The sequence below is a fragment of the Mucilaginibacter sp. MD40 genome, from assembly GCF_002288635.1.
Classification (GTDB): Bacteria; Bacteroidota; Bacteroidia; order Sphingobacteriales; family Sphingobacteriaceae; genus Mucilaginibacter.
The window spans coordinates 595,508-616,987 of sequence record NZ_NRSW01000001.1; the positions used below are offsets into that span (position 1 = coordinate 595,508).

The following is a 21,480-nucleotide window of genomic DNA, read 5'->3' on the forward strand; positions in this document are numbered from 1 at the left end:
TTATTAATTTATTACGTAGAACTCTACCCTGAAATAGTTTCCGTTATCGTTGCTGCGGTAAGTGAGTTCGCCGCCAAGTTCCTGTGTCATGAGTTTGGCAATGGAAAGGCCCAAGCCAAGCCGGCTTTCTATATTGCCCGATGCTTCGTTAAGTGTTTTTAACTTGTTAAACATCATATCCAATTCGTCCTGCCCAATGGGTACGCCTTCGTCAATAATTTCAAATACAAATTTCTGGCGTTGCAGGCTGGTAACTACCTTTATGCTGTTATTGGTTTGCGAAAACTTAATAGCGTTTGAAAGTAAGTTTTGGAAAACCTGCCCAACAAAAACCTTGTCCAGTTTTACATTAAGCGGTAGTTTAAGGATATTATCTACCAGGTGGATATTCTTCATACTAGCGGTTTCCTGCAACCCTCTAAACACCTGTGTTACCTCATGGTTAATATCAAATATTTCCATGTTAAACTTCATGTCCGGCGATTCTATCTCCTTCACATCCATCAGCTTGTTAAGCATATACTGCATTTTCTCTGATGCCTCACCAATAAAGCTGGAATACTCTTTCTGGTCGTTACTCAACCGGTAATCTTCCTCACGCAGCATGTTGTTGCTCATCACGATCTGGCCTATGAGGTTTTTAAGGTCGTGCCCGGCAATGTTAATGAAGTTATTTTTCTGATCGTCAAGCTTGCGCAGTTGCTCATACTGGCGGTCAATAATGTTGTTTTTTTCGTTGATATTCTGGTTTTGTTCCTTTAACTGCTCGTTTGATTTTTCAATCAATATCTGCGACCGTACATCGCGGGCAATTACCTTGTAGCGCGCGTTGGGCACCAGGCATGATAAGAAAGCGATAATAAAGAACATGGAGCCACCGTTGTTGATAACCATGTCAAGGCTGTACTCGCTAAAAATATTATAAAAAACGGCCAGTAGCAACAAAGCGATAAGGCCTTGCGCTATTGAGTTGATGGGCTCCCAAAATACCTGTAGGTTAAAAAACAGGATAACCACGGCATATATCAAATAGTAAGTAGTTTGCTGTTGTATATTTACAATATTGCAAAGCAAAGCGCAGGTGGCCGAAAGGATAAAGAAACAAATATGCAAAAGCGTACGGTAGTTGTATTTACGCGCCTGGAAAAGGCTGTATAAACCATATATAATTAATATGGTAATAATACGCACAATTAGAAATTGCAGCCATATGTTGGGGGCGTATATAAAATCAACAACGCTGAATATGGGATATAGAAATATTATTGTCCAGATAATATTATTAGTTTGATACCAGGCTTTTTTTGATATCTCCTTTTTATATTCCTCTTTTGAAATTTGAACAAACATTTGTATCCTTTATTATTTATATAGTCAACTCTCAATAGGGGTGATTAAGAATTGTGAGAAATAAGTTTTTAAATATGGCATTGCCATTTTTGGCAACATTGGCACAACTTGCCATGTATGTATTACCCGCACATGCAAAAAGCACTCCAACGCAGCAGAGCACCAGGCAAACAGCCTTCATGCGTGCACGCTCGCTTAATAATGGAATCAGCCTTTCCTGGCTCGAACAAACCTGGAATAGCAAAGTTTTAGATGAAAAGCCTATTAAACCCTCAGGTTTTGAGCTTTTGAAAAAATTAAACATTACCACGCTGAGGCTACCGGTAGCCTTTGAATACTTTGAAGATAGCAGGATTGCCGATGAGAAAGTATTTGCACAAATTGATGATGTTTTGGAACAATGTAATAAGTATGGTTTTAATATCATTATAGATTTTCACTACGGTAAACTTACAGATTATAACTATTTAACCGAAACTCCCAAAATAATTTCATTATGGTTAAAGTTAACCAGGAGATACATACGGGAAAATCCGGATAAAGTTTTTTTTGAGATTTACAACGAGCCACCACACATGGACCCCAAAGTGTGGCATGATGCCGCTTATAATATTGTAACGGCTATACGGCGGGTGGATAAGCGCCGCACTTTGCTGGTTGGCGCATCCAACTTTAACAGCATATATGAGCTGAGCCGAATGGAGCGACTGGCCGATGAGAACATCATCTACACGTTCCATTTTTATGAACCCTTTTTGTTTACCCACCAGGGCGCGGATTGGGTAGGAGAGCAGGTAGCCACAACCGGGATACCCTTCCCCTATGATGCAGCCGCTTACCCGCCCATGAACCCTAAAACCAAAGGTACCTGGGGCGAAACTAATTATTACCAGTATGCTAAAGATGGCAACGCCCAGGCCGTGCATGACAAGCTGCAGATTGCCAAACAGTGGGGTAATAAGTATGATGTACCTATTATTTGCGGCGAATATGGCGTATATAATAAATATGCCGACCTCGATAGCCGTTGCCGCTATATAAAGGCAGTAAGGCAAAATCTAAAGCAAATGGGCATCCCCGGCATACTTTGGGACTATAACAGCAATTTCAGTATTTTTAGCGGCGAACCTTCACTTAACAATTTGCCTGACTGCATGAAACAGGCGATAGGTTATAATGGTTCTAAATAAAATACATTAAAATAATTAACTTTGCACATCAATTAGGATATATGAAATTTTTCGAAGAAAAACGCAGAGAGGTGATGAAGCATATAGAAAAGTTCATGCTGGAAAAGATGAATGAGTACTTAAAGCCTATAGATACCATTTGGCAGCCGTCAGACTTTTTGCCTGATGCGTCAAGAGATACGTTTTTCAGTGAGATAAAAGAATTACAGGAAAGCGCGAAGGGCCTGTCATATGATCTGGTAGCGGTTTTAATTGGCGATACTATTACCGAAGAAGCGCTGCCCACCTATGAATCATGGTTAACCATGGTTGAAGGTGTTAGCGATGACGAGGAAGGCGGCTGGATGAAGTGGACCCGCCACTGGACCGCCGAAGAGAACCGCCACGGTGACCTGCTTAACAAATACTTATACCTTACCGGCCGCGTTGATATGCGCGCCATGGAAGTATCAACCCAATACCTTATTGCCGATGGTTTTGACATAGGAACCGGGCACGATCCTTACCGTAACTTTATTTATACCTCGTTCCAGGAACTGGCTACCAACGTATCGCACCGCAGGGTGGCATCGCAGGCAAAAAAAGCAGGCGATACTTTGCTGTCAAAAATGTGTGGTGTTATTGCCGGCGATGAGGCCCGCCATGCTAAAGCTTACAAATATTTTATTGAGCGTACTTTTGAGGTTGACCCGAACGAAGCCATGCTGGCATTTGAAGACATGATGCGTAAAAAGATCGTTATGCCGGCGCATTTCCTTCGTGAAGTAGGCTTGAAGATCGGCCAAACCTTTGGCCACTTTACAGATGCCGCGCAACGCCTGGGGATTTATACAGCAATTGATTACGTAGACATACTAAAAGAATTAATAGCCGACTGGCACATTGCCAGCATTACCGACCTTAAAGAGGACGGTGAAAAGGCCCGCGATTACATCATGGCCCTGCCGGATAGGTTACTGCGTGTTGCCGACCGGATGAAGAACCCCATGCTGGAATACAAATTCAGCTGGATAAACGGATAAAAAATTATTGAAGCCTCTGCGAAGAGGCTTTTTTATTACCCTTCCTCCACCAAATCTGTCCCTAACTTTCCTGAAAGATCGTCAAAAAGCAAATTCAGGATGGATTCAATGGTGACTGAGTTTACATCATCCACATAATTCTCGTTGCGGGTTATCCACAGCTCATCGTCCTGAACGGCGATGATATATAAAGGGCCATCGTAAAATTCCGGCTGTAATATTTTAATACCTTCCGGCGTGTTTTCAACGAGAAATTTAAGGTCGCTTTGGCGCTGTTTACGAAACAGCGGATTAAGCTGATCTTTGATGTGGTTATATAGTTTTTCCGTTGCTATTGGTTTATGCAGGGTGATGATCTTCATGTCTAATGCGTTTTTATTATTTACAAGCGGGCAACGGTGATTGTTTAAAGCACCTTTTATTTAATGTTTAAAAACAGCAGCTTTGTACTGCCGTTAATTAATAAACACTACACGCCATGAAATATAAATTGCTGGGCCGCTCGGGCCTTAAAGTATCCGAACTTTGTTTAGGCACCATGGGCTTTGGCACCGAGGCCGGCTGGGGCGCTGATGCCGATACCAGTTTCAAAATTATGGATGCCTATGCCGAGGCAGGTGGTAACTTTTTAGACACTGCCAATATTTACAAATTAGGCACCAGCGAAAAGATCATTGGCGATTACCTGAGCAACCACGACCGCGACCATTTTGTGGTAGCTACCAAGTATACCTTAAAGGATAACCAAACCAACGTAAACGCCAGCGGCAACAATCGCAAAAACATGATGCGCAGCGTTGAGGAAAGCCTCAAACGTTTAAAAACGGATTTTATTGATGTACTTTACCTGCACATCTGGGACGACATAACACCGATAGACGAAGTGCTGCGTGGTATGGATGACCTCATTCGCCAGGGAAAGGTTACCTATGCCGCCATAAGCGATACTCCCGCATGGGTAGTGGCCAAAGGTAACACCCTGGCCGAGCTAATGGGCTGGAGCCAATTTATTGCCTTACAGGTAGAATACAGCTTGCTTGCCCGTACCGCCGAACGCGAACTGATACCCATGGCCAAACACTTCGGCATGACTGTTACGCCATGGGCGCCACTTGCCGGCGGCGCGCTAACCGGTAAATACCTCAAAGGCGAAAAAGGCCGCATAAAGCCCGATAGTAAACGCTTGAATGATAAAGCTGAAAAGATAACCCGCGTGGTAATGGAAATAGCACAGGAGTTAGGCGTATCAGAAAGCCACGTTGCCTTACAATGGACCATAAGCAGAGGTTTCCAATGTATCCCCATTGTTGGCGCCACCAAAGTAGACCAATTAAAAGACAACCTGAAAACAGTTGATGTAACACTAACGCCTGAGCACATTGCCAAACTTGACGAAGCCAGTAAAATTGAATTAGGCTTCCCCGGAGATTTCTTTAACGAGGATGCCGTGAAAATGAATTCGTTCGGCGGGTTTTATGATAGGGTGGAGAAACGGTAGGTTGCAGTGAATAACTTTACGAGCGCTATAGCTTCGGATTTATCAATAAGATCTATAAAATTGGTTCTTGCCGATTATCCCAAAAGTAGAGCAGAATTATCTGTTGTTCGGTTATTTCGTAAAATAATGAAGTTTGTTTGGTAATGAAGGCCCGCCGTATGGTTTGGCCCTTTACAGTTACAAACATTTCGGGATGGGAAGCCAGTGTTAAAATGGTTTGATTAGCCGTGCGAACAAACTTTTGTGCAGATGCAAAGCCCCATTTAGTTTCAATCAACTCAACTATAATATCGAAAGTTTCGGTTGCTTCGGGCGTCCAGGCAACTGTACGACTCATAAATACTTGTCGTATTTCTTTATTACCGTATCGTGCGGGGCTAACAGGCCTTCAGTGGCTTGTTGTTGGGCTCGTTTAATTCCGGCTTGTACGTGGTCAGGCAAATCATTCCACTCAACACCTTCCAGGATGTCCTTGATCTGTCGTAAGATCAGTTCATCATTTGTTTCAAGCAACCGTTTTGCTAATTCGATTTTTTCGGTCTGGATGTCCATATCCAAATTTAAGTATTTTATTGTTGATTGTTGCAATTTCGTTAGGGGATTGTAGCGGATACCTACCCTCGCGCCTAAAGCCTGCGTATTATGAGCGGAAAGCCAGGGCCAAAGGCAACGCCATCATATTAGTACATATTAAGCCTGCATTAAGTTTTCTATCCATCTGTTTATCCTCAACAAATTAACCAACGCCGCCCTCTCCAAAATAAATCACAACCTACTTGTAAATTAAACAATTAAGCGTATCTTTGCAGTCCCGAAAATACGGGGTTTACAAAAACGTTTAATTATTTAATTTAAAGCAAGTGAATACGTTAAGTTACAAAACTGTCTCAGCCAACAAGAAAACCGTTAATAAAGAATGGGTTGTTGTTGACGCTAACAATGAGATTTTGGGGCGCTTGTGTACTAAGATCGCTATGATGATCAGAGGTAAACATAAGCCAGGATTCACCCCAAACGTAGACTGCGGTGATAACGTTATCGTTATTAATGCAGACAAGGTAAGACTGACAGGAGACAAATTTGCTACCAAGCAATATGTTTCATACACTGGTTACCCAGGTGGTCAGCGTTTCATTTCTCCTAAGGAGTTAATGGCAAAACATCCGGAGCGCGTAATTGAAAAAGCGGTTCGTGGTATGTTACCTAAAAACCGTTTGGGCCGTGCTATCTATGGCAACCTGCATGTTTACGCTGGTGCCGAGCATCCACACGCCGCTCAAAATCCTAAAACCATTTAACTTTCAATTTTAAAAGGAGAAAAAACACAATGCCAACAACTAACACTTCAGGCAGAAGAAAAACCGCTGTTGCCCGCATTTACTTAAGCGAGGGTAATGGCGCTATTACCGTTAACGGTAAAGATTACAAAGAGTACTTCCCTACTTTGCCTTTACAATACATTGTTACCCAGTCTACAGAAGTTTCTGGTTCTGCAGGTAAATTTGATGTTAAAGTAAACGTAGCAGGTGGTGGTGTAAAAGGACAGGCTGAGGCCGTTCGTTTAGCTATCGCTAAAGCCATTGTTGAACTGGATCCGGAGAAAAAACCGGCTCTGCGTGCTAAAGGTTTAATGACACGTGACGACCGTATGGTTGAGCGTAAAAAACCAGGTCGCAGAAAAGCTCGCAGAAGATTCCAATTCAGTAAACGTTAATATCAAAGGAGGACACAAACAATGGCAAGAACAACATATCAGGATTTACTGGATGCAGGTGTACACTTTGGTCACCTTACCCGCAAATGGGATCCGAAAATGTCTCAGTACATTTTCATGGAGCGTAACGGTATCCACATTATCGATTTAAATAAAACATTAGCAAAGGTTGAAGAAGCCGCTGCTGCTATCAAACAAATAGTAAAATCAGGCCGCAAAGTATTATTCGTAGCTACCAAAAAACAAGCTAAGGATATTGTTGCCGATTACGCGAAAAGCGTAAACATGCCCTACATCACCGAGCGTTGGTTAGGTGGTATGTTAACCAACTTCGCTACCGTACGTAAGTCAATCAAAAAGATGTCAAACATCGATAAACTGACTAAAGACGGTACTTACGCTATTCTTTCTAAGAAAGAGCGTTTAATGATACAGCGCGAGCGCGTTAAATTAGAAACCCTTTTAGGTGGTATCTCTGATCTTAACCGTTTACCTGCTGCTTTATTCATCATCGATGTTAAGAAAGAGCACATCGCCGTATCAGAAGCTTTAAAGCTGAACATCCCGACTTTCGCGATGGTTGATACCAACTCTGACCCATCTAACATCGACTTCCCTATCCCGGCTAACGATGACGCAACCAAATCGATCTCTTTGATCACCGGTATCATCATCAAAGCTATCGAAGAAGGTTTGGATGAGCGCAAACGCGAGAAAGAAGACGAAACTGAAAAAGAAGCAGCTGCTGCAAAAGCGAAAGCTGATGCTCCTGAAGCAACTTCAGGCGCACGTGGCGCAAAAAGGGTAGCCGAAGAAGCTGAAGCTGGTACCCCAACTGCTGAATCTACAGAAGAGTAATATTTAATGAGTGGTGATTAGTGAATGGTGAGTTTTACTACTCCCTGTTTACTATTCACCACTTATTGATTTAAAAAATATTAGTGTTTGGCGATTCACACATAGAACCATTCTCCACTCACTACTCACTACTTAACAAAAAATAAAATGTCTACAGTACAAATTTCTGCATCAGACGTAAATAAACTGCGCCAGCAAACCGGTGCGGGTATGATGGATTGCAAAAAAGCTTTAACTGAAACCAATGGTGATTTTGAAGCTGCAATTGATTACTTAAGAAAAAAAGGCGCTAAAGTTGCCGCAAGCCGCCAGGACCGTGAGTCAAACGAAGGTGTGGTTATCGCACGTACTTCAGAAGATGGCAAACGTGGTGTGATCATCGAGCTTAACTGCGAAACCGACTTCGTGGCTAAGAACGCTGAATTCGTTGCTTTTGGTAACGAGATCGCTAACGCTGCTGTACAGGCTAACCCAAAATCGCTTGAAGAACTTAACGCTTTAGAAATTGACGTTGAGAACGCACGCGTAAAGATCAGCGACGCTACTGTTGACAAAACAGGTAAGATCGGCGAAAAGATCGGCGTATCAAAATACGAAGTTCTTGAAGGCGAAAAAGTTGTTGCTTACATCCACGGTAACTACCGTTTAGCGGTATTGGTAGCTTTAAACAAAGCTGCTACCGGTGCTGACGAAGCTGGTAAAGACGTAGCTATGCAAATTGCCGCTATGAACCCTGTTGCGGTTGATAAAGACGGTGTTGATTCAACTACTATCGAGCGTGAGTTAGCTATCGCTAAAGATCAGATCCGTGCGGAAGGTAAACCGGAAGAAATGGTTGAGAAGATCGCCGCCGGTAAACTGAACAAATTCTACAAAGACTCAACTTTATTAAACCAGGAGTTTGTTAAAGATTCTTCTAAGAACGTTAGCCAGTTCCTTGATACTGTTGAAAAAGGCCTTACAGTTACCGCATTTAAGCGAGTTGCTTTAGGAGCTTAATCGTATTATCCCCCTCGGCTTACCGAGGGGGATTTTTTTTGTTTGCCCCACCCAACCCTCCCCGGTAGGGAGGGCTTTGTTGTAAAAGGGACATTCACAATTAAAAACAAAAAGTCTCCTCTTAGGGGAGATTCGGAGGGAGCTTTACCAATGAGCACTGCACTGCACAATCTCAAACTCATTACCAACGGCACCATCACTTCAGGAAAAGCAGTCCTGATAGAGGGCAGCAAAATAAAAGCTATAGTTGATGAGCAGGCCATACCTGCTGATGCTGCCAGGAAAGATCTTAACGGCGCTTACCTTGCGCCGGGTTTAATAGACCTGCAGATATATGGCAGTGGCGGCAAACTCTTTGCCGGCAAGCCGGAAATATCGGCGCTGCAACGCATGGAAGACGACCTGCTTAACCAGGGCACTACCGGCTTCTTCGCCACCATAGGTACTAACACCAACGATATTGTAGAGGCCGGGATCGACACGGCAAAAGCGTATCTCGCTAACGCACGCGGTAATTTCTGGGGCGTGCATCTGGAAGGGCCATATCTCAATGCGGCCAAACGTGGCGCGCATCCTGAAAAGTATATTAAAAAAGCAACTTTAGCAGAGGTTAAAGGCTGGGTGGAACGGGCTGAAGGTGTTATCTCTATGATGACGATAGCGCCTGAACTACAGGACCAGGAAGTGATCAATTACCTGCTCGCACAGGGCATCATCCTGTCATCAGGCCATAGCAATGCTACTTACGATCAAGGTAAGAGGTTTTTAAACAAACCCATCCCTGCCGTTACGCATCTTTTTAACGCTATGCCGCAAATGCACCACCGCGAGCCGGGCTATATACCCGCTATATTTGAGGAACGCCCATACACCAGTATCGTAGCCGACGGCAACCACGTTGACTGGCCTATGATACGCCTGGCAAAGCGCGAACTGGGCGATAGGCTATTCCTGATCACAGACGCCGTAACTGCGGCTACTGAAGGCACCTACCAACACCGCCTGGAGGGCAACAAATACGTAATGCCTGACGGCACACTATCCGGCTCGAGCTTAACCATGCTAAAGGCGGTACAAAACTGTGTGGAAAAGGTGGGAATTGAACTGGCCGAAGCGGTTAACATGGCCTCACTTTACCCAGCCCAACTCGCAAACAAGGAAACCAAGGGTAGCATCCGTGAGGGTTATGATGCCGATCTGATTGTTTTTAACGCTCATTATGAAACACTTGCCACCATTATACAGGGCAATTACTTAACCATTAACACATAAAATTTTAACAATACCATTTATTCTCTATTTTTGGTAAATCTTCCGTTTAAATGAAATACAAAAGAGTACTTCTGAAACTTAGCGGCGAATCACTCATGGGTGAACGCCAGTATGGTATTGATAATAAGCAGGTTCTGCAATACGCGCAGGACATAAAAGCCGTAAAAGATCAGGGAATTGAAATTGCTATTGTAGTTGGCGGTGGCAATATTTTCCGCGGTTTAAGCGCCGAAAAGTCGGGAATGGAACGCGCCCAGGCCGATTATATGGGCATGCTGGCAACAGTAATTAATTGCATGGCACTCCAAAATGCATTGGAAAGCATTGGCGTAGATACTCGCCTGCAATCCGCCATAAAAATGGAGCAGATCTGTGAGCCATACATCCGCCGCCGCGCCATGCACCATCTCGAGTGCGATAAGATCGTGATATTCGGTGCCGGTACCGGTAATCCGTATTTTACTACAGACACCGCGGCCTCTTTACGTGCTATTGAAATAAAGGCCGACGTGGTATTGAAAGGTACCCGTGTGGACGGTATATATACTGCCGACCCGGAGAAAGACCCTACCGCTACCCGTTACGACGAGATATCGTTCCAGGAAGTGTATGATAAAGGTTTAAACGTAATGGACATGACTGCCATTACCCTATGCCAGGAGAACAAGCTCCCTATCATCGTTTTTGATATGAACAAAGAAGGTAACTTCATGAAGATTGCCAAAGGTGAACCGATAGGTACGCTGGTAAAATAAAAGATAAGCTAAAAAGAAAGCCCTGCTGAAATCAGCAGGGCTTTTTTGTATATAATCCTATTCTCTCAAAAGAGTGCAATTACGCGTCTATCTCATGCTTTTCGCCTATCTGCTGGCGCCACATGGCGTAGTACAAACCTTTCTGGTCTAACAGATCATGGTGCTTGCCCGACTCGATGATGTTCCCCTTCTCAAGCACGTAAATACAGTCGGCATGCATAATGGTCGAAAGCCTGTGCGCGATCAGTATGGTAACGTGGTCGTTCAGTACAGATACATCACGTATGGTATCGGTAATTTCTTCCTCGGTAATAGAATCAAGTGATGAGGTAGCCTCATCAAAAACCAGTATATCCGGCTTGCGCAGCAATGCACGGGCTATAGAAAGGCGCTGTTTTTCGCCTCCCGATACCTTAACACCACCTTCTCCAATTACGGTGTCCAGGCCTTTATCTGCACGGGCCATCAGGGTTTGGCATGCCGCCCGCTGCAATACGTTCAAACATTCTTCATCGGTAGCGTCAGGGCGCACAAACAGCAGGTTCTCGCGGATGGTACCCGAAAATAATTGCGTGTCCTGCGTTACAAAACCAATGCGCTCACGTAACTGGTCAAGGTCTATCTCTTTGCTGGGTGTGTTATTATAAAGCACATCGCCCTGCCCCGGCTGGTACAGCCCTACCAATAATTTTACCAGCGTGGTTTTTCCCGAACCGGAAGGTCCTACAAACGCTATGGTTTGACCCGTATTCACATTAAAGCTAATATGGTTTAAGGCATTACGGTTGGCCGTAAGGTGTTTAAAGCTAACATCAGTAAATGTTAATTGCTGAATTTTTTCCAGCAGAACAGGTTTTTCGGGCTTTTTATCGATAGGGATGCTCAGGATATTTTTGAAATTAGCTAATGATACCTCAGCTTCGCGCCAGCTTAAAATTACATTGCCCAGCTCTTGCAAAGGGTTAAACAAGAAAAACGAATAAAACAGGAAGCTGAAATATTGCCCCGGTGATATGCTCCCGCGGAAAATAAGCATCAACAGCACTACCACCATGGCGCTGCGCACCAGGTTAACGGTTGTACCTTGTACAAAGCTCATACTACGTACATACTTTACTTTCTTTAGCTCAAGGTCTAATATCTTATAGGTAGTGGCGTTAAGGCGCTTAATTTCCTGCTTGGCCAAACCAAGGCTTTTAATGAGCTCGATATTCCGTAATGATTCGGTAGTTGAACCGGCCAGCGCGGTGGTTTCTTTTACAATGTTTTTCTGGATGCGTTTGATACGCCTGCTCATGGCCATGCTCACAAAGGAGATAATGGGTATAGCTGCTACATATACCAACAGTACCTGGTAACTTACCGAAACCGAATAAACCATTACAAACACCATCCCGATGATGGAAACAAACAGGATGCTGATAAAAGAGGTGATAAACTTTTCGCAATCCAGCCTTACTTTTTGCAGTATCCCGAGGGTTTCGCCGCTGCGTTGATCTTCAAAAACCTGGTAAGGCAGCTCAAGCGAGTGCTTAAGACCATCGGCATACATTTCGGCCCCAACTTTCTGCGTGATGATATTGGTAAAATAATCCTGGAAGTTCTTAGCTATACGCGATACCATGGCTACGCCGATGGCCATCCCCACCAGGGTAATTACACGATGAAAGTATTCGCTCTCGTGCAGCGTTGTACGCTTTTCAATAACACTGTCAACTATGCGACCGGTGATATAAGGGTCAAGCAGTGAAAAGCCAATGTTCATGGCGGCTAAAAACAAGGCCAGGATAACTATCCAGCGATGCTTTTTTAGGTAACTGATAAGTATATTCATTTTTCTCGTCAGCAAAAATACTAAAGGAATAGCCCTATGTGTTTCATTCGCTTTAATTTGACAATAAGGTTATCGTTTAATAAACTTAAGCTGGCTTTTTCGAAAGCACGATTACTCTATCAATTCAGCATTAACGATATCATACTTGAGGACTTTGTTATGTAGTGAACTATCCATTTTCAATTTCTCTGACAGATGTGGCGCCAAAATATGCTCCTCACTATATTCTTTAACATGTTTATCGGGCTGTTGCACATACGCTTTACACACAAATTTTATTTTGTAACTATTTGAGTTATTCGTTATAAAATAAGAACGAAATCCAAGCGAGATCGGATCAACCCCACCTTTAGATGTGTCAAGTGCAGGCGCGGAATCAATACGAGTACTTAAAAAACCATATTTCTTTGAAGACGATCTGCATGAAAAAAGAGAGGCGATTATGATAAAAAAATAAAAGGGTTTCATCTGTTAATACTCGTGATAATATTGTTTAAGGTAAGCTTTTTATAAACAAAAAAGGGATAGCTTTTGGCCATCCCTTTCATATCATATTCACAACGAGATTAAACAGTCATGATGTCTTTTTCTTTTACTTCTGTCAATTGGTCAACCTTTACAATGTAAGCATCGGTAAGCTTTTGCACTTCGCCTTCGCCTGTTTTTATCTCATCCTCAGAAACACCTTCTGATTTCAGTTTCTTAATTTTTTCGTTAGCATCTTTACGGATGTTACGTATAGCAATTTTACCGCTTTCAGCCTCGCCCTTGGCTTTCTTAACCAGGTCGCGGCGACGCTCTTCTGTCAATGGCGGTACATTGATGCGGATAATTACACCATCGTTCTGTGGATTAACACCAAGATTAGCCTCCTTGATCGCTTTTTCAATAGCTGGTAACAAATTCTTTTCCCAAGGCTGTACAACAATAGTACGGGCATCCGGAGTGGTAACACTGCCTACCTGGCTTAGCGGGGTTGGCGTACCATAGTATTCAACCACAACATCGTCCAGCATAGATGGGCTGGCTTTACCTGCACGTATCTTGTTTAATTCACTGTCTGTATGGGCAATAGCTTTTTCCATTAAAGCCTTTGCATCATTTACTTGTTTCTTAATGAGTTCGCTCATCGGGTTTCTGATTTTTCACAAAAATAGCAAAAAGTATGAAAGCGGCTAACAGCCACCTACTTTGTTTGCCATAAAACGTAGCAAATAGCATTGTTGTTTGCCCCAAAGTTTGGCGCATAAAAAAGCACGCCGCGGTTAACAGCGTGTTTATAGCAATAAAGAAAGGCACCGGGTTACCGGTGCCTTTGCTTAAATATTATGACCAACGGTCGTCGCCCCTGTTGTTATCTTTAGAATAGCCACCACCACGGTTACCACCGCCGCCATAGCCACCACCACGGTTACCACCGCCGCCGTAGCCACCGCCACGGTTGCCGCCGCCGCCGTAACCACCACCACGGTTACCACCGCCAAAACCGCCACCACCGGCAGGTTTTTTGTTTTCAGCCTGGCTAACAGCAATTGAACGGCCGCTTATTTCTGATCCGTTTAAGCCTGAGATCGCTTTTTGAGCTGCTTCATCATCCGGCATTTCAACAAATCCAAAACCTTTGCTTCTTCCGGATTCTCTGTCAATAATAATTTTAACGGTGCTTACTTCACCATAAGCTTCAAAAAGCTCTTGTAAATCTGCTTCCTGTAAAGAGTACGGAAGGCTTCCAACGAATATGTTCATTAAAAATTTAATTTAGCACACCGGTTTGTTACCCGGCATTAGTTTTGTTTTTTCAAATATAGAATAGAAAATCATCAATTGTACAAATATTTATGAAACTAAATGTTTTTATTTTTTGAAAATAAACGGGTTAGCGATTTTTTAACTATTCAACAGCCATAATTTCATACGATTTGCCATTTAAAATCAGCCGGTCGCCGGCTTTTTTCCCTTTCAGCGAAAGCCCAAGCGGCGAGGCCGGAGATATGGCCATATAACTTTTACCTGCATACGATATAGTACCCGCGCTGATAGCCAGGTAAAAACTCCCATTATTGGTATGTACAATGCTGCCTGCTTCGGCAACTTCTCCCGTACCGTTAAGCGGCAGGTGATTTAAAGCTACCATTAGCTTATTGGCCTCGTTTAGCTGCGCCAGGTTACGGTTGGTTTCCTGCTGCGCCATTTCACGCCCGGTTTCATACTTATCGCCGGCGCTGCTTTTGGTATCATCGGCCTGTGCCTGCTGCGCTTCGGCTATGGCCTGCTCTGCCGCCTGCATCCGCTGCCGCACATAAGCCGCACATAGGGCGTGCAGGTTTTCCTTTAGTTCACTCATAAAAAATATCACAACAATGGCTAAAATGCGCATTTGAAAGGCGAATTACAAAACGCCTTAAAAACAAAAGCCCCGGACACTCGCTGTCCGGGGACTTTCAACCTAAACCTTATCACAATGTAAATGCGAGGCACTTACATCATCTCTAACGTAATTTATTGGTAAATCATATTAAGAGATGGCGAAAATTACACATTTATATTTGGCTTTTGCAAGCATCAATCATAAATAGCTCTAAAACAATGTTTACCGAAATTTGGTTAATGTTTGAAAAAATTATATTAACCCATACTACATATGAACTTAAAACGGACTTTTGGCACCATACTCACTATTTTAGGTGTAGTGGGCTTGCTGTACACAGGTGTACAGATCATTCAGCATAGCAGCACCCCAACTACGTTGGTAGTAGTTGGCGTTATCTCCATCATTTTCTTTTCAACCGGTATCAGCCTGATAAGGGGTACTAAAGACGAAGCTTAATCTGATATTACCGGCATTATCTTACCCGATGAGGTAATGGTAATGCCGGGTTTAATAAAATCGGCCTCTGTAAGGTATTTAATACGCGCTGCAGCTCTGTTAAGTGTATCAGGCAATACGCTGCTTGCATGTGCCTGGCGGTACGAGCAAATTTGCCCGTTTAAAAATTTACCCTGTTTGCTAAGTGTAACCTTTAGCAAAGGTGCCAGGCCGCAAATGCCGCTTATGCTTACCCCTTTGTAGGTAGCAAAATTGCCCAGGCTGTAAGCGATCAGCCGCTCTTTATACAGCTCCATGCCCCTTACCACATGCGGGCCATGGCCTAATACCAGGTCGGCACCGGCATCCACCGCTGCATGGGCAAACTGCAATACGTTTCCCCTATTCTCGCCCCTGAACTTTTCTGTAGAATCGCGCACATGTTCAAAATCTGTACCCTCACCCCCGCCATGAAATGATACGATCACGATGTCGCTCTTAGCTTTAAGGCCGGCTATCATGCTTTTAACATAACCTGTTTGCAGCATAGGCACCGTTTGCGAGTTAGGCGAGAAAGCGCAGAAGCCATAACGGACGCCTCCATGAGTAACTATTTTTGAGGGGTGCGTCCTGAAGCCGGCCACGCCGATACCCAGGCTATCTAATAAGGCTATGGTGCGGTCGCGCCCGGCCTTGCCAAAATCGTTAGAATGGTTGTTACCTACGCTGATCAGATTAAACCCGGCTTGCTTGAGTACGCCGGCATATTTTTCCGGCATGCGGAATAAATAACTTTTACTGCGCATATGCAGCTTGTAATCAACAGGGGCGCCGCTATCCAGCAATACACCTTCTAAGTTGCCAAATATAATGTCAGCGCTTTTGAGGTCATGCGCCACATATTTGAAAGTTGCGCGGGCGCTGTCAGGTGGCAGGGCGGCACTATCAGGGTACGAGGTGCCCAGCATCACATCGCCCACTGCGGCAATGCTTATTGTGCTGTCATTTAAGATTTCCTTGGGGGCTTTAGGTTTTGATGGGGCTATTGCCTTTTTCTCTTCTGACTGTACAGGCACTGTTGCGTGCCTGCAACCAAAAGCCAGCAACACTATAAAACATACTAACCATCTTGAGAACATGCCGTTATTCAAAAAAAAATCCTTTCATAGTTAGTGAAAGGATCTGTTAATTAATTCAGGTATAAAATTAGTTAGTTGGTTGGTTTCTCTTCAAATTTATCATCAACCGAAGCCGACGAGAACTCATTTTTAAAAGATTCTAATATACGCCCGCCCTTGTAAAAATAACGGCTATAGTAAGCCTCATCAAGGTTGCTGATGGCAACACCACGTGACGAAGCATGGGCAAATCTGCCGTTACCCAGGTAAATACCTACGTGCGAAATGCTGCGGCTGTGTATCTTAAAAAATACCAGGTCGCCTTCTTTCAGTTCATCTTTGCCTACCGGGCTCACCATGCTGAAAATATCACGTGAACTGCGGCGGATAGACATGTTAAATACATCACTGTATAGTTGCTTGGTAAAGGCAGAGCAATCAATACCTTTACGTGAGCTGCCACCAAAACGGTATGGCGTACCTATCCAGTCGTAAACAAAGTGAAACAGTTTCATATTAGATGTGGCCGATACGGCAACACCCATTATTTGCGATAAATAATCTTTAGCTAAACTTTCCTGCTCTGCATCAGCAGCGGCAGGAGTTGGAACACTTTTTGTTTGAGCTTGGGCACCTAAAAAGCTCAAAATTAGAGCAATAGCAATTGTAATTTTCTTCATTTAATCACTTTATTTTGTCGAATTAGGGCGACAAATGTTTATTAAATCAGACAGTATGTCTATTGTTGGATACAAAACTATCTATTTAAACGATATCTGCAAATAATATTTTAAAATCGTTTAAGTAAATTTTTTTGCACCGTTGTTAACAAATCTCCTTTTACGGTAAAATTAAGTGCTTGGTTATACCCCATTAAGTTATGCATGCATAATTTTTTTTACGAAAAGATTATTAGGTAAATCGCGGTTTTTCCCCCAGTTCAAAACGCATGTTAGCAGTACCCCAAAACGAAATTTGGCTTAAATATGTTTTAACAAATACTGTTTAACCTATTATTTAGTGTTAACGTGGTTAAAGTTCACAACAAATTTGTTGCAGTTTCGGTTATTTGCAGGATATAATTAGATTTGCACTTTCTCATAGAAACTTTATTTAATAAATGAGTTCAATCGAAATAACTAAAGACACCTACCTGATGTGGTATGAGTCTATGCTGTTGATGCGTAAATTTGAAGAAAAGACCGGTCAATTATACGGTCAGCAAAAAATACGCGGATTTTGTCACCTCTACATCGGCCAGGAAGCTGTATTAGCCGGCGCCATGTCTGTTATCCGCCACGAGGATAGCATGATCACCGCTTATCGCGACCACGCGCATGCTTTAGCCAAAGGCACATCGCCAAATGCTATCATGGCAGAGATGTACGGTAAAGCCACAGGCTGCTCAAAAGGTAAAGGCGGTTCAATGCACATGTTCGACAAGGAAAACCATTTCTATGGCGGCCATGGTATTGTTGGCGGCCAGGTACCACTGGGTGCAGGTATAGCTTTTGCCGAAAAATATAAAGGTACCGATAACGTAAACATCGCTTACATGGGTGATGGTGCCGTTCGCCAGGGTGCTTTAACAGAAACTTTTAACATGGCTGCCCTTTGGAAACTGCCTGTTATATTTATTTGCGAAAATAATGGTTACGCCATGGGTACCTCTGTAGAGCGTACCACCGCGCAAACTGATATCTATAAATTAGGTTTACCTTACGGTATCCCTTCATCGCCGGTTGACGGTATGGACCCTGTAGCTGTTCATAACGCTATGGATGAGGCTGTGCAACGCGCACGCCGCGGCGAAGGCCCTACCTTCCTGGAAATGCGTACTTACCGCTTTAAAGGCCACTCCATGAGCGACCCGCAAAAGTACCGCACTAAAGAAGAGCTGGAAAGCTACAAAGCCAAAGACCCTATCGAGATCACCAAACTCGCTATACAGAAAAACGGCTACGCCGATGATAAATGGTTTGAAGAGATTGAAGCAAAGGTAAAAGCTCAGGTAGATGAAGCGGTTAAATTTGCTGAAGAGTCGCCATGGCCTGAGGCATCAGAACTTTACACTGATGTGTATGTACAGGATAACTATCCGTATATCCGCGACTAATTATTTGACTGATCACAACATTAACAAAATTCATCACGATATATGGCTGAAGTAGTTAAAATGCCGAAAATGAGCGATACCATGACCGAAGGTGTGGTAGCTAAATGGCATAAAAAGGTTGGCGACAAGGTAAAATCAGGCGATGTTTTGGCCGAGATTGAAACCGATAAAGCCACCATGGATTTTGAATCGTACCAGGACGGTGTATTGCTGTACATAGGTGTACAGGAAGGCAGCGCCGCCCCTGTTGATGCCGTTATTGCCGTTTTAGGTAAAGAAGGTGAAGATTACAAAGCGCTTTTAGAAGGCGAAGGCAAAGCTGCTCCGGCTAAGGAAGAAAAACCGGCCGTTGCCGAGGAGTCAAAACCTGCCGCTACAGCGGAAAAATCTGCCTCAGCAAAACCAAAAGTAGATACATCAAGCATCCCGGCTACAGTTATACGTATGCCGTTGTTGAGCGATACCATGACCGAAGGTACCATCGAAAAATGGAACTTTAAAGTAGGCGATAAGGTTAAAGCCGATGATTCATTGGCCGATGTAGCTACAGACAAAGCTACTATGGAAGTAGTAGGTTATGAGGCTGGCACCTTACTATACATCGGTGTAAAAGAAGGTGAAGCCGCCAAAGTAAATGATATTATTGCCATAGTAGGTAAAGAAGGAACAGACATACAGCCATTGCTGGATAATGCAGATGGCGCCGACGGGCAAGCGTCAGCACCTGCGCAGGAAGAAACACCTGCTGCCGAAGCTGCTGCACCTGCCGCTTCAAACGAAGCCCATGGCTCAACCGCTGATGATAGCCGCGTAAAAGCATCTCCGTTAGCACGTAAGATAGCTAAAGAAAAAGGCATTAACTTAAATGATGTTAAAGGCTCTGCAGATGGTGGCCGTATTGTAAAGAAAGATATAGAAGGTTATACGCCTTCTGCAAAACCTGCGGAAAGCGCTCCTGCAGCGCAAAGTGCATCAGCCCCTGCCGCGGAAAAAGCACCGGTTACTTTACCAACCTTTACCGGCGAAGAGAAATTTAGCGAAAGGCCGGTTACGCAAATGCGTAAGGCTATTAGCCGCCGCCTGTCTGAAAGTTTATTTACCGCGCCGCATTTCTATGTTACCATGTCAATAGATATGGACCAGGCAATTGCTGCACGTACTAAAATGAACGATATTGCCCCGGTTAAAATATCATTTAATGATTTTGTAGTAAAAGCTGTTGCTGTTGCTTTACGCCAGCACCCGGCCATTAACTCATCATTCCAGGGCGATACCATCCGTACCAACCAACATGTACACGTAGGTGTAGCCGTAGCGGTTGACGAAGGTTTATTGGTACCGGTTATCAAATTTGCCGATGGTAAATCATTAAGCCACATCTCTGCCGAAGTAAAAGAGTTTGCCGGTAAAGCAAAATCTAAAAAATTACAACCTGCGGAAATGGAAGGCTCTACCTTCACCATATCAAACTTAGGTATGTTTGGCGTTGACGAGTTTACCGCCATCATTAATACACCTAACGCTTGTATCCTTGCCGTTAGCGGTATACAACAAGTACCGGTAGTTAAGAACGGTGCGGTGGTACCAGGTAATATTATGAAGGTTACGCTTAGCGCAGACCACCGCGTGGTTGATGGTGCTACAGCTGCAGCATTCCTGCAAACACTAAAATCGTTATTAGAAGAGCCGGTTAGGTTGCTGATATAATTTATCCCGTAAAGGGAAAAAAGCTAAAGCGGCGGGTAATTCCCGCCGCTTTTTTTATGGGTTATTTCTGCTGTATAAATGGTATGCTATATGGATCAAAGGCGTATTATTAATAATAATCATTGAATAAACAGGTATTATTTATAAGCAGTAATAATTTTACGCAATCGATTGACTATACCTTAATATACGATTTTTTGAAAAATATTTAATAAGTACGATATTTTCTTAAATCCATGTAATTGATATTCTCGTTAGTAGTATCAATTGCATATATATGAACACTACACTAAATAATAAAGTTAAAGCCGTTGCAGCAAACATACGCAGGAAACGTGAGGCGTTAAACTACACACAGGAGTACCTGGCAGCTAAATTAAAGATCTCACAGAACGCGTATAGCAAGATTGAATTGGGTTACACCAAAATAACCGTAGAGCGATTGTTCCAGATAGCCGAAATACTGGAAACCAACCTCGCCGACCTTATTGAATACAATAAGGCCGAGGCGGCATAATTTTGCCGCAATTGATTTCATAAAAGGAAGCGCGTGATCCCTATATTTGCGCTTTTAAAAATATATGGATCACGCCACCCTTATTTCCCGCACCGTTGCCTTTGTAAAGGAAACACTTCAACATGCCGAAGGGGGCCACGACTGGTGGCACATCGATCGCGTTTGGACCAATGCCCGGTATATCGCCAGGCATGAGGACTGTGACCTGCTTATTGTTGAGCTCGCCGCGCTATTACATGATATTGCCGATAGTAAGTTCCATAACGGCGATGAAGAGATAGGCCCGGCAACCGCCGCTGAATTCCTCCATAGCCAGGGCGTTGATCAGGAGATCATCACACACGTACAGCAAATTATCCGGCACATGTCGTTCAAAGCGAGCTTTGGTGAAGTAAGTTTTCATTCAAAAGAACTGGCCGTTGTGCAGGATGCCGACCGCCTTGATGCCATTGGCGCAATAGGTATAGCAAGGGCCTTTACTTACGGAGGTCACAAAGGGCGTGAGATCTATAACCCCGATATACCACACAATTTAAACATGACCAAAGAGCAGTATAAAAACACTACTGCACCCACCATTAACCATTTTTACGAAAAACTACTGCTCCTGAAGGATAAAATAAATACGCCTACCGCCAGGCAAATGGCACAGCAAAGGCATACCTTTATGGAGCAATTTCTTGAGCAGTTCTACAGCGAAGTTTCACCCGAATAATAATTATTG

General features: G+C 43.6%; 24 protein-coding genes. 14 read left to right on the forward strand and 10 right to left on the reverse strand.

Features of this window, described 5'->3' with window-relative positions; all coding sequences use genetic code 11:
* Nucleotides 1-3: 3 nt before the first annotated feature.
* Nucleotides 4-1,350, reverse strand: coding sequence for a sensor histidine kinase KdpD (locus CKK33_RS02605; protein ID WP_095702612.1), 1,347 nt, complete (start codon nucleotides 1,348-1,350; stop codon nucleotides 4-6).
* A 74-nt stretch (nucleotides 1,351-1,424) separates the two neighbouring features.
* Here CKK33_RS02605 and CKK33_RS02610 point away from each other — a divergent pair, with 74 nt between their 5' ends.
* Nucleotides 1,425-2,540, forward strand: coding sequence for a glycoside hydrolase family 5 protein (locus CKK33_RS02610; RefSeq protein WP_095702613.1), 1,116 nt, complete (start codon nucleotides 1,425-1,427; stop codon nucleotides 2,538-2,540).
* Between the two features lie 41 nt (nucleotides 2,541-2,581).
* The gene (locus CKK33_RS02615) at nucleotides 2,582-3,562 is read left to right on the forward strand and encodes an acyl-ACP desaturase (protein ID WP_095702614.1); all 981 of its coding nucleotides are present in this window, start codon (nucleotides 2,582-2,584) and stop codon (nucleotides 3,560-3,562) included.
* Between the two features lie 35 nt (nucleotides 3,563-3,597).
* Here the strand turns inward: CKK33_RS02615 and CKK33_RS02620 are convergent, their stop codons facing one another.
* On the reverse strand, nucleotides 3,598-3,924 hold the full coding sequence (locus CKK33_RS02620) for a hypothetical protein (RefSeq protein WP_095702615.1): 327 nt from the start codon (nucleotides 3,922-3,924) through the stop codon (nucleotides 3,598-3,600).
* Nucleotides 3,925-4,040: 116 nt separating this feature from the next.
* On the opposite strand from CKK33_RS02620, the gene CKK33_RS02625 reads away from it, so the two are divergent.
* A complete protein-coding gene (locus tag CKK33_RS02625; RefSeq protein ID WP_095702616.1) occupies nucleotides 4,041-5,060 on the forward strand; it encodes an aldo/keto reductase in 1,020 nt (339 codons plus the stop codon).
* Between the two features lie 52 nt (nucleotides 5,061-5,112).
* On the opposite strand, the gene CKK33_RS02630 is transcribed toward CKK33_RS02625, so the two are convergent.
* Nucleotides 5,113-5,397, reverse strand: a complete 285-nt coding sequence (locus tag CKK33_RS02630) for a type II toxin-antitoxin system RelE/ParE family toxin (protein ID WP_095702617.1) — start codon at nucleotides 5,395-5,397, stop codon at nucleotides 5,113-5,115.
* A complete protein-coding gene (locus CKK33_RS02635; RefSeq protein ID WP_095702618.1) occupies nucleotides 5,394-5,612 on the reverse strand; it encodes a hypothetical protein in 219 nt (72 codons plus the stop codon). The genes CKK33_RS02630 and CKK33_RS02635 overlap by 4 nt, the downstream gene beginning before the upstream one ends.
* A 308-nt stretch (nucleotides 5,613-5,920) precedes the next feature.
* On the opposite strand from CKK33_RS02635, the gene rplM reads away from it, so the two are divergent.
* The 6 genes from rplM (at nucleotide 5,921) to pyrH (ending at nucleotide 10,658) form a co-directional block, all read left to right on the forward strand.
* Nucleotides 5,921-6,358 (forward strand): 50S ribosomal protein L13, encoded by a 438-nt coding sequence (gene rplM, locus CKK33_RS02640; protein WP_095702619.1) that lies wholly within the window; start codon nucleotides 5,921-5,923, stop codon nucleotides 6,356-6,358.
* Between the two features lie 29 nt (nucleotides 6,359-6,387).
* The gene (gene rpsI / locus CKK33_RS02645; RefSeq protein WP_095702620.1) at nucleotides 6,388-6,774 is read left to right on the forward strand and encodes a 30S ribosomal protein S9; all 387 of its coding nucleotides are present in this window, start codon (nucleotides 6,388-6,390) and stop codon (nucleotides 6,772-6,774) included.
* A 21-nt stretch (nucleotides 6,775-6,795) separates the two neighbouring features.
* Nucleotides 6,796-7,632 (forward strand): 30S ribosomal protein S2, encoded by an 837-nt coding sequence (gene rpsB, locus CKK33_RS02650; RefSeq protein ID WP_095702621.1) that lies wholly within the window; start codon nucleotides 6,796-6,798, stop codon nucleotides 7,630-7,632.
* A 147-nt stretch (nucleotides 7,633-7,779) separates the two neighbouring features.
* Nucleotides 7,780-8,631, forward strand: coding sequence for a translation elongation factor Ts (tsf, locus tag CKK33_RS02655; RefSeq protein WP_095702622.1), 852 nt, complete (start codon nucleotides 7,780-7,782; stop codon nucleotides 8,629-8,631).
* 150 nt (nucleotides 8,632-8,781) lie between these two features.
* A complete protein-coding gene (nagA, locus tag CKK33_RS02660; RefSeq protein ID WP_095702623.1) occupies nucleotides 8,782-9,903 on the forward strand; it encodes an N-acetylglucosamine-6-phosphate deacetylase in 1,122 nt (373 codons plus the stop codon).
* Between the two features lie 50 nt (nucleotides 9,904-9,953).
* Nucleotides 9,954-10,658 (forward strand): UMP kinase, encoded by a 705-nt coding sequence (gene pyrH / locus CKK33_RS02665; protein ID WP_095702624.1) that lies wholly within the window; start codon nucleotides 9,954-9,956, stop codon nucleotides 10,656-10,658.
* A 79-nt stretch (nucleotides 10,659-10,737) separates the two neighbouring features.
* Here the strand turns inward: pyrH and CKK33_RS02670 are convergent, their stop codons facing one another.
* From CKK33_RS02670 to CKK33_RS02695, 4 genes are all read right to left on the reverse strand, one after another.
* A complete protein-coding gene (locus CKK33_RS02670; RefSeq protein WP_095702625.1) occupies nucleotides 10,738-12,492 on the reverse strand; it encodes an ABC transporter ATP-binding protein in 1,755 nt (584 codons plus the stop codon).
* 566 nt (nucleotides 12,493-13,058) lie between these two features.
* Entirely contained in the window at nucleotides 13,059-13,622 is a 564-nt protein-coding gene (gene frr / locus CKK33_RS02680) for a ribosome recycling factor (RefSeq protein WP_095702627.1), read from the reverse strand.
* Nucleotides 13,623-13,818: 196 nt separating this feature from the next.
* Nucleotides 13,819-14,238 carry an RNA-binding protein gene (locus CKK33_RS02690; RefSeq protein ID WP_095702629.1) on the reverse strand — a complete coding sequence of 140 codons (420 nt, stop codon included), beginning with the start codon at nucleotides 14,236-14,238 and terminating at the stop codon, nucleotides 13,819-13,821.
* Nucleotides 14,239-14,383: 145 nt separating this feature from the next.
* On the reverse strand, nucleotides 14,384-14,836 hold the full coding sequence (locus CKK33_RS02695; protein ID WP_095705723.1) for a 3-oxoacyl-ACP synthase: 453 nt from the start codon (nucleotides 14,834-14,836) through the stop codon (nucleotides 14,384-14,386).
* A gap of 297 nt (nucleotides 14,837-15,133) precedes the next feature.
* Between CKK33_RS02695 and CKK33_RS02700 the strand changes: the two genes are divergently transcribed.
* Nucleotides 15,134-15,319, forward strand: a complete 186-nt coding sequence (locus CKK33_RS02700) for a hypothetical protein (protein WP_095702630.1) — start codon at nucleotides 15,134-15,136, stop codon at nucleotides 15,317-15,319.
* Here CKK33_RS02700 and CKK33_RS02705 read toward each other — a convergent pair.
* Together CKK33_RS02705 and CKK33_RS02710 are read right to left on the reverse strand one after the other, a co-directional pair.
* Entirely contained in the window at nucleotides 15,316-16,437 is a 1,122-nt protein-coding gene (locus CKK33_RS02705; protein WP_095702631.1) for a CapA family protein, read from the reverse strand. The two genes, CKK33_RS02700 and CKK33_RS02705, sit on opposite strands and share 4 nt — an antisense overlap.
* Nucleotides 16,438-16,508: 71 nt before the next feature.
* On the reverse strand, nucleotides 16,509-17,096 hold the full coding sequence (locus CKK33_RS02710) for a C40 family peptidase (RefSeq protein ID WP_095702632.1): 588 nt from the start codon (nucleotides 17,094-17,096) through the stop codon (nucleotides 16,509-16,511).
* A gap of 440 nt (nucleotides 17,097-17,536) precedes the next feature.
* Between CKK33_RS02710 and pdhA the strand changes: the two genes are divergently transcribed.
* The 4 genes from pdhA (at nucleotide 17,537) to CKK33_RS02730 (ending at nucleotide 21,471) form a co-directional block, all read left to right on the forward strand.
* The gene (gene pdhA, locus CKK33_RS02715; RefSeq protein ID WP_095702633.1) at nucleotides 17,537-18,532 is read left to right on the forward strand and encodes a pyruvate dehydrogenase (acetyl-transferring) E1 component subunit alpha; all 996 of its coding nucleotides are present in this window, start codon (nucleotides 17,537-17,539) and stop codon (nucleotides 18,530-18,532) included.
* Nucleotides 18,533-18,574: 42 nt separating this feature from the next.
* The gene (locus CKK33_RS02720) at nucleotides 18,575-20,239 is read left to right on the forward strand and encodes a pyruvate dehydrogenase complex dihydrolipoamide acetyltransferase (RefSeq protein WP_095702634.1); all 1,665 of its coding nucleotides are present in this window, start codon (nucleotides 18,575-18,577) and stop codon (nucleotides 20,237-20,239) included.
* A gap of 277 nt (nucleotides 20,240-20,516) precedes the next feature.
* Complete coding sequence (locus CKK33_RS02725; protein ID WP_095702635.1) at nucleotides 20,517-20,756, forward strand: helix-turn-helix domain-containing protein; 240 nt, start codon at nucleotides 20,517-20,519, stop codon at nucleotides 20,754-20,756.
* Between the two features lie 64 nt (nucleotides 20,757-20,820).
* Nucleotides 20,821-21,471: an HD domain-containing protein gene (locus CKK33_RS02730; RefSeq protein WP_095702636.1), complete on the forward strand. Its 651-nt coding sequence runs from the start codon at nucleotides 20,821-20,823 to the stop codon at nucleotides 21,469-21,471.
* Nucleotides 21,472-21,480 lie beyond the last annotated feature (9 nt).

What these genes read in the sequence shown, in the direction of transcription:
- CKK33_RS02605 (WP_095702612.1), bottom strand. Translation starts at nt 1,350, where the DNA reads ATGTTTGTTCAAATTTCAAAAGAGGAATATAAAAAGGAGATATCAAAA.
- CKK33_RS02610 (WP_095702613.1), top strand. Translation starts at nt 1,425, where the DNA reads ATGGCATTGCCATTTTTGGCAACATTGGCACAACTTGCCATGTATGTA.
- CKK33_RS02615 (WP_095702614.1), top strand. Translation starts at nt 2,582, where the DNA reads ATGAAATTTTTCGAAGAAAAACGCAGAGAGGTGATGAAGCATATAGAA.
- CKK33_RS02620 (WP_095702615.1), bottom strand. Translation starts at nt 3,924, where the DNA reads ATGAAGATCATCACCCTGCATAAACCAATAGCAACGGAAAAACTATAT.
- CKK33_RS02625 (WP_095702616.1), top strand. Translation starts at nt 4,041, where the DNA reads ATGAAATATAAATTGCTGGGCCGCTCGGGCCTTAAAGTATCCGAACTT.
- CKK33_RS02630 (WP_095702617.1), bottom strand. Translation starts at nt 5,397, where the DNA reads ATGAGTCGTACAGTTGCCTGGACGCCCGAAGCAACCGAAACTTTCGAT.
- CKK33_RS02635 (WP_095702618.1), bottom strand. Translation starts at nt 5,612, where the DNA reads ATGGACATCCAGACCGAAAAAATCGAATTAGCAAAACGGTTGCTTGAA.
- rpsI (WP_095702620.1), top strand. Translation starts at nt 6,388, where the DNA reads ATGCCAACAACTAACACTTCAGGCAGAAGAAAAACCGCTGTTGCCCGC.
- rpsB (WP_095702621.1), top strand. Translation starts at nt 6,796, where the DNA reads ATGGCAAGAACAACATATCAGGATTTACTGGATGCAGGTGTACACTTT.
- tsf (WP_095702622.1), top strand. Translation starts at nt 7,780, where the DNA reads ATGTCTACAGTACAAATTTCTGCATCAGACGTAAATAAACTGCGCCAG.
- nagA (WP_095702623.1), top strand. Translation starts at nt 8,782, where the DNA reads ATGAGCACTGCACTGCACAATCTCAAACTCATTACCAACGGCACCATC.
- pyrH (WP_095702624.1), top strand. Translation starts at nt 9,954, where the DNA reads ATGAAATACAAAAGAGTACTTCTGAAACTTAGCGGCGAATCACTCATG.
- CKK33_RS02670 (WP_095702625.1), bottom strand. Translation starts at nt 12,492, where the DNA reads ATGAATATACTTATCAGTTACCTAAAAAAGCATCGCTGGATAGTTATC.
- frr (WP_095702627.1), bottom strand. Translation starts at nt 13,622, where the DNA reads ATGAGCGAACTCATTAAGAAACAAGTAAATGATGCAAAGGCTTTAATG.
- CKK33_RS02690 (WP_095702629.1), bottom strand. Translation starts at nt 14,238, where the DNA reads ATGAACATATTCGTTGGAAGCCTTCCGTACTCTTTACAGGAAGCAGAT.
- CKK33_RS02695 (WP_095705723.1), bottom strand. Translation starts at nt 14,836, where the DNA reads ATGAGTGAACTAAAGGAAAACCTGCACGCCCTATGTGCGGCTTATGTG.
- CKK33_RS02700 (WP_095702630.1), top strand. Translation starts at nt 15,134, where the DNA reads ATGAACTTAAAACGGACTTTTGGCACCATACTCACTATTTTAGGTGTA.
- CKK33_RS02705 (WP_095702631.1), bottom strand. Translation starts at nt 16,437, where the DNA reads ATGTTCTCAAGATGGTTAGTATGTTTTATAGTGTTGCTGGCTTTTGGT.
- CKK33_RS02710 (WP_095702632.1), bottom strand. Translation starts at nt 17,096, where the DNA reads ATGAAGAAAATTACAATTGCTATTGCTCTAATTTTGAGCTTTTTAGGT.
- pdhA (WP_095702633.1), top strand. Translation starts at nt 17,537, where the DNA reads ATGAGTTCAATCGAAATAACTAAAGACACCTACCTGATGTGGTATGAG.
- CKK33_RS02720 (WP_095702634.1), top strand. Translation starts at nt 18,575, where the DNA reads ATGGCTGAAGTAGTTAAAATGCCGAAAATGAGCGATACCATGACCGAA.
- CKK33_RS02725 (WP_095702635.1), top strand. Translation starts at nt 20,517, where the DNA reads ATGAACACTACACTAAATAATAAAGTTAAAGCCGTTGCAGCAAACATA.
- CKK33_RS02730 (WP_095702636.1), top strand. Translation starts at nt 20,821, where the DNA reads ATGGATCACGCCACCCTTATTTCCCGCACCGTTGCCTTTGTAAAGGAA.